We start from the raw sequence: 6,567 nt of genomic DNA on the forward strand, positions 1-6,567 counted from the left end.
AATATTATAGTCAGGCTCTTAGAGAAAACGAGTCTGAAGAACTCGAATTTCCACGGGATGAGATTGGAAAATTATGGGATAAGCTAGAACGGAAACCTTTGATCTCTTGGCTACTACTTCATTTCCCTCCTCTTTATCTATTCTGGAATGTAGAAGTTTTTTTATCCGAGTCAGAATTTGCTAAATTTTGGGATACTCATACTTCACTACCCATTCGTAAGATTGAGTTTCGTTATAAAAAACGTAACGAATATCTTAACTCGCCATTTCGAGAAAGCGATCGCATCGCCGTGGATTTTATCGTGCTGAGAAAACATCGCCAGATGATCGAAGAATATCTCCATCGCAATTTTGCACCGCTCCACTATCACTTAGGAAAACATCATAAAACTTTTAGCTAATCTTCCATTAAAGATGTTCAAGTACGCCTTGACCAATACCTTCGAGGAAATACTTCGCAATAACATCCCTAACTTTTATGAACTCTATCTCAATCCATACGTTACTCAAACCTGTTTTTGTCTGGGGGAATACGTCAAGAGTACCTGGAATCAACAACATGACTACCAGACTTTCCTGGCTAACAGTTTTGAGGAAGCACTTAGCGGTGCGATCAAGCTTGCTCGCTACAACTCAAATATCGCCAAGCGACCAACTAGAGGATTAATCTTCGATCCCCATTATCGTCTGGGAGCATTTGTTGAGACTAAAGTTAAGGATGAAGCTATAAAATTTATCCCCGATCTAATCGTTGCCAACAATATCGAACAACTACAACAATTCGTCTCCTCGCCAAATTACTATGGTTTTTTAGTAACCCTAGCACCTGAAGAGGATACGGCAACCAAGATCGCTAGATTAATAGAAGATTATGATATTATTGCAATCGCTTGTGTAACTCGTAATAGCCTTGCTACCCTAAGAGAAGCACGGACAAAAAAGGTTAAACAGCTAATCCCTGACATTGTAATTTTTGACGAATCATTTGTCGATCGCGAAGTTCCTTTTAGTGCCTTCACTGCTCAAAAAAAACTTTATGATTGCTGGAATCAACCAGGCAAGGAAAACTTTCACTCGACGACATTTCAACCCAATACTGTCACGAGTCTGCACTTTATGCGTTGTCTTGAATATGCAGATTCCAGTTTCTTTAATAGTGTTGCCCCACAATTAGAGCTAATACAGAACGATATTAAGTTTCGCGCTCGAATATTTGGCGATCGCTATAATCTGGCACGATTAAAAGCAATAAAATTGACGAAATTTCTGACAAAAGATGTTCGAGCTTCTGGTAATTTTATTTATTCTGAAGATCGCCAAATATTTGATTGTGTTAGTGGAGTTGCTTGTAGTATAAGAGGTCATAATCCACCAAATTATGTTAAAGAATTACAAACAATAGATAGCAAGGACGAAAAAACAGAGCTTGCCAAACGACTGTATCAATACACGGGACTAGAATGTCTTTTACCTGTTGTTAGCGGGGCATCTGGAGTCGAAACTGCCCTAAGAGTGGCTCTAACAGTTCAATATCCCCGACAATACGCGATCGTTTTAAAAGGGGGCTTTGGTGGTAAAACTCTATTAGCATTGACAGGAACTTCGAGTGCTTCGTATAAGCAAAACATCCAACCACTTTATTCAAATGTGCTTTATATCGATCCGTTTGCCAAAGATGCCATAGCACAGTTTGAAGCAGCTATGAACCAGTATTCGGTTGCAGTAGTTCAAATTGAGTTAATCCAAGGTGTTAGCGGAGTCAGATCCATACCAGAGGGAGTTCTAGAATACATTCAAACACATCGACAGCAGTACGGCTATTTATTGTCGATCGATGAAGTTCAAACAGGAATGTACCGAACGGGATTTCTTTCGCGATCGCACTTTCTGGGATTAACACCAGATTTATTAGTGTTGGGTAAGGGAACTTCTGACATGATGTTTCCATTTGGCATAGTTCAGTATAGCGAGACTATTCGGCAAAAATTGAACGCGATGGAGTCCCAAATATTAGAGCAGATTGAAGATCGGCATAATTACCCTATCGGCTATCGGACAGTATTAAACTTGCTTCAACAAGCCGAAGACATCCAACTTAAAGAACAAATCAAAGAATCGGGAATATTGTTCGAGAAACTACTTTCTGAAGGTTTGGCTTCTTGTAAAGCGGTGCGAGATATACGAGTGTTTGGCTTATTAATCGGGATTGAACTAAACGATAATTATTTGCCTCAACGCTGGTTTGCTAAACAACTATTTTCATTTTACATACTCGATCTTTTGAATCACTCTTCCCATCCTGTCTTAGTCGGTTTTTGTCAAGCTCAACCCAACGTACTAAAAATTACACCGCCATTAACCATAAGGAAGCAAGAAGTGCGAGAGATTTGCTCCACAGTCATAGAAACATTAAAGAAACCATTTTTTCAACTCTTTACTAAGGCTCTCATCGCAATAGTTTCAGCAACAAGGAACAAATTATGAATCGATTATCAGAACATCCTATGAGTTTAATCGATGTTGAGTTTGAAGAGCTTTACCAGCGTCATCTCTGCCGTCATTCACAGTTTGGGATTAATGTCATACATCTAATAAGCTTATGGGGAATTTGGTACTCATTTTACGGAATCGTTTATGGCTTAATACCATCGCCTTGGATAATGGTCGTACTAGGGTCAAGCTTTTTAATTCTCATAGCATCCAATCTTCCGATTTTAGTATTAGTAGCCACAACACTTTTTGTTGCAGGAGTCTGCACGTTTACATATTACGTATCTCTCCCGTGGCTTTGGTTGTACTTAATTGTTTTTCTTTTATTTCATAAAATTCAGGTCTGGAGTCATAAGTTTTACCCCATCGAAAATGACATGACAATTTTCAATCGGAAGTACTCTCCAGGTATTTTGAGATTTTTCCTTGTACTACTTTACGAAATACCTATTGTGTTGAGATATCTGTTTCTTGATAAATAGGGCGTGTCATCAATTTTAAAAAGTGCTAAACAAGTTAGAAAAAAGGATTTAAAGTAGTTATTCTATCAATATTTGGGTCTTTTACGGACAATATACAAATTCAATGCTTAAAACGCTAAAAAATGAAAAAATATCCGTCTTTATGACAGTTTGCTTGGGTCAGTTAGTCTCCATTTTAGGTTCGGGTTTGAGTAACTTTGCTCTTGATGTTTGGGTTTATCAACAACATGGCTCTGTTACCGAATTATCCTTCCTGATTCTGGCGAGTAGTTTTCCTATGGTCGTAATTTCTCCTTTTGCAGGGATATTAATAGATCGTTGGAATCGACGTTGGGTAATGATTTTCAGCGATTGTGGTGCTGCCATAACTACTGTCGCTCTTATCATATTGTTAGTTTCGGAAAATATCCAAATTTGGCATATTTATCTAGCAAGTATTGCGATCTCAATTGTTAGTGGATTTCAAATCCCTGCTTTTGCTGCTGCTACTACAACACTCGTTCCTCAAAAACATTTAGCTAGAGCTAACAGCATGACCCAGTTATCGCAAGCGGTAGGGCAACTTGTATCTCCTATTTTAGCAGGGTTTCTTTTAGAGTTTATCCATTTATCAGGAATTTTTACCTTAGATTTAGTCAGTTTTGTGTTTGCTTTAGCTATTTTGCTTTTTGTCCGATTTCCTAACCATAAAACAACAGCTTCTAAAGAAACATTTAAAGTATCGGTATTGTCTCGGACTCTTGATGGTTGGCGATATTTAAAAGCTCATTACGGACTTATGGCTCTATCATTATTCTTTGCTGGAAGCAATTTTCTAGTAGGAATCGTGCAAGTGTCGATCTATCCTCTAGTGCTTTCTTTTGCTTCAGAAGTTCAACTAGGTACAATTTTGTCTTTTGGCGGTATTGGCATGATAATCGGCAGCATTTTAGTAGGTACTTGGGGAAATAGCAGAAAAAAATATATCAATCTGTTTTTTTATTTTATGTTTCTTCAAGGATTTGCGATCGCTGTTGCAGGTATTTATCCTTCAGTGCTACTTTTTTCTACTGCTAGTTTTCTGTTCTTTTTAGGGCTACCTTTTGTCAATAGTTGTATGCAAATTATTTTGCAAAAAAAAGTTAGTCCAGATATACAAGGAAGAGTCTTTTCTTTTAATAATGCGATCGCATATTCTAGTTTGCCTTTAGCTTATCTTATTGCTGGTCCTCTAGCCGACAAAATTTTTGAACCTTTAATGCTTCAAGATGGCTTATTAGCTTCGACTATCGGAAAGTTTATTGGAACGGGAAATGGTCGAGGTATTGGGTTGATGTTTATTCTATTAGGAGGATTGAATATTCTCATAACTGCAATCTCATATCAGTACAAACCTTTGAGAAACATAGAAGATAAATAGTTGTTTATCAAAAAGATTAAAAGATAGAAAAAACCTCTATTAATTTAACGCCAACAGTTAAACTTATGACGACCAAAATCAATCCTGTTTTTCTTACACTTCCCTTTGCCAAGTCGGACTGGCGGTTAGCATTGTTTCAGTTAATCAACACACTTGTGCCCTACACCGCACTCTGGGCTCTTGCTGCTTGGGAGATACGTGTGAATATCTTCCTAACGATCCTCACAAGCATCATTGCCTCTGGCTTCTATATCCGCATTTTCATTATCTTTCACGATTGTGGACATGGCTCATTTTCCCCCAGCAAGTACTTTAACAATCTACTGGGGTTTATTTTGGGAATGTTGTTTTTTGTCCCCTATAGACATTGGACTTACGAACATGCCCTGCATCATTCAACTTCTGGAAACCTCGATCATCGTGGACGTGGAGATGTTTGGACCATGACACTTAGTGAGTATCATGCAGCATCTCTTTGGTTGCAGCAAGGATATCGCCTCTATCGCTCACCCATCACCATGATTCTTGCTGATATGGTACTGGGATTTATAATTTTGTTTCGTTTGCCTCAGACGGGGAAAACCCCAGATTCCAGATGGAGTATATTTGTAACAAATATTGCCTTAGTTATTTTTTGGGGATCACTTGTGCTTTGGCTAGGTATTGTAAAAGTAGTTATTGTACAGGGAACGATCTTTGTGGTTGGCTCCTCTGTCGGAATCTTTCTATTTTTTGTGCAACATACGTTTGAGGGAGTATACTGGGCACGCGATGAGGAATGGGATTTTCATCGTTCAGCAATGGAAGGAACTTCCTTCTTTAATCTGCCTCGAATCTTACATTTCTTTACTGGTCATATCGGTTATCATCACATACACCATTTAAATCCTAAAGTACCCAACTATCATCTGCGTAATGCTCATTTGAGCCATCCTATTTTTTTGATCGCTAAGTATCTCACTATTAAAGAATCGTTTCGCACCTTTTATTTCAAGCTTTGGAATGAGAAAGAAGCATGTTTATGTTCTTTTCCAGAGAACAATGATGAATAGAAAGGCGAATAAAGACATTCCCTATTGTATTGTCAAAATAATCTACTTCATTGTATTAAAACAAATTTTTAGTTATTTCAACAATCTATTCAGCAACGCCATTTAATTGACCTTTTGTATATTTTCCAGTAGTAGCATTAAATGTTACTTAAATACCAATAGTAAAAATTCAGGAAATTTAAATTAATGATATACAATCACAACATAATCCAGCGTCAATACGATGAAATAATTGCGCCTAGTTTTGATATGGATGCTAGAGGTATATATGCTTCTACTTATCAAAAAGGAATTATTCAACTCCAAAATACAAATCTTTTGCAATCTAAAACACCTTTGCAAGTTCTTGATATTGGCATTGGTACGGGATCATTTTTGGAGCAAGTCGCTTTACTATGTGAAGGCGAAATTAACCTCTTCGGTATAGATATCTCAGAGAAAATGCTTGACATTGCCAAGAGGAAAATTCCAAGCCTTAGAACTATCGTTGATAATGCAACCAATCTTGAACACCATTATGTTGAGCGGTCATTCGATCTCATCTGTAGTCACTTTGTAACAGGTTTTGTCCCGATGAGGGAACTAGCTCCCAAAATCTGGAACTTACTTGATGAAGGAGCATATTGGTCATTGATTGGTCAAACGATGACTAGCTACCCCAACCTTAGAAAGATCGAAGATTCTCTGGCAAGCAAGTTGATTCGCTGGTTTTCGGGAAATTCTAAGTTGGATTATGATATCGTGTGCTGTCCCGAAGAGCGTAGCGAAGTCATAGAGATTTTTCAGGAAAATGGTTTTGAAGTCCGCCAGATAGAGACGTTTGAGCCAAAAATCGATTTTGCCAATTTGGATGATTTTCTTGATTTTGGATACTACAGTGGTTGGCTCACTCCCTTCATTGAAAAACTTGGGATTCAAAACGCCTCAAAAATGCTCTCTCTAATGATTAATGTCTTATTATTCCCCGTCCACGATAACCAAAGTATCGAAATCGCTCTTGCTCGAAAAATCACAAAATAAGGGACTTGCGCAAAAATAAACTACCATTCACAGAGGAGCAATAGTAATGTCCCACTTTGGTAAATTTTCCGAAGGATGCCAAAATTGTTGATAAAAATGTAACTCAGACGATTGAATAGTAATT

Annotated in this window: 5 protein-coding genes; all 5 read left to right on the top strand. The window is 37.7% G+C overall.

What is annotated here, in order from left to right; translation table 11 throughout:
* Nucleotides 1–401 (top strand): hypothetical protein (locus H1P_RS36720; RefSeq protein ID WP_186376224.1); only part of this gene is annotated, 401 nt, incomplete at its 5' end.
* A 13-nt stretch (nucleotides 402–414) separates the two neighbouring features.
* On the top strand, nucleotides 415–2,484 hold the full coding sequence (locus H1P_RS29735) for an aminotransferase class III-fold pyridoxal phosphate-dependent enzyme (RefSeq protein ID WP_144874555.1): 2,070 nt from the start codon (nucleotides 415–417) through the stop codon (nucleotides 2,482–2,484).
* 591 nt (nucleotides 2,485–3,075) lie between these two features.
* The gene (locus H1P_RS29740; protein ID WP_144874557.1) at nucleotides 3,076–4,371 is read left to right on the top strand and encodes an MFS transporter; all 1,296 of its coding nucleotides are present in this window, start codon (nucleotides 3,076–3,078) and stop codon (nucleotides 4,369–4,371) included.
* A gap of 65 nt (nucleotides 4,372–4,436) precedes the next feature.
* Nucleotides 4,437–5,423, top strand: a complete 987-nt coding sequence (locus H1P_RS29745) for a fatty acid desaturase (RefSeq protein WP_144874559.1) — start codon at nucleotides 4,437–4,439, stop codon at nucleotides 5,421–5,423.
* A gap of 186 nt (nucleotides 5,424–5,609) precedes the next feature.
* Nucleotides 5,610–6,443 carry a class I SAM-dependent DNA methyltransferase gene (locus H1P_RS29750; protein ID WP_144874561.1) on the top strand — a complete coding sequence of 278 codons (834 nt, stop codon included), beginning with the start codon at nucleotides 5,610–5,612 and terminating at the stop codon, nucleotides 6,441–6,443.
* Nucleotides 6,444–6,567: the final 124 nt, after the last annotated feature.

Origin of the sequence: Hyella patelloides LEGE 07179 (genome assembly GCF_900659865.1) — a bacterium.
GTDB lineage: Bacteria > Cyanobacteriota > Cyanobacteriia > Cyanobacteriales > Xenococcaceae > Hyella > Hyella patelloides.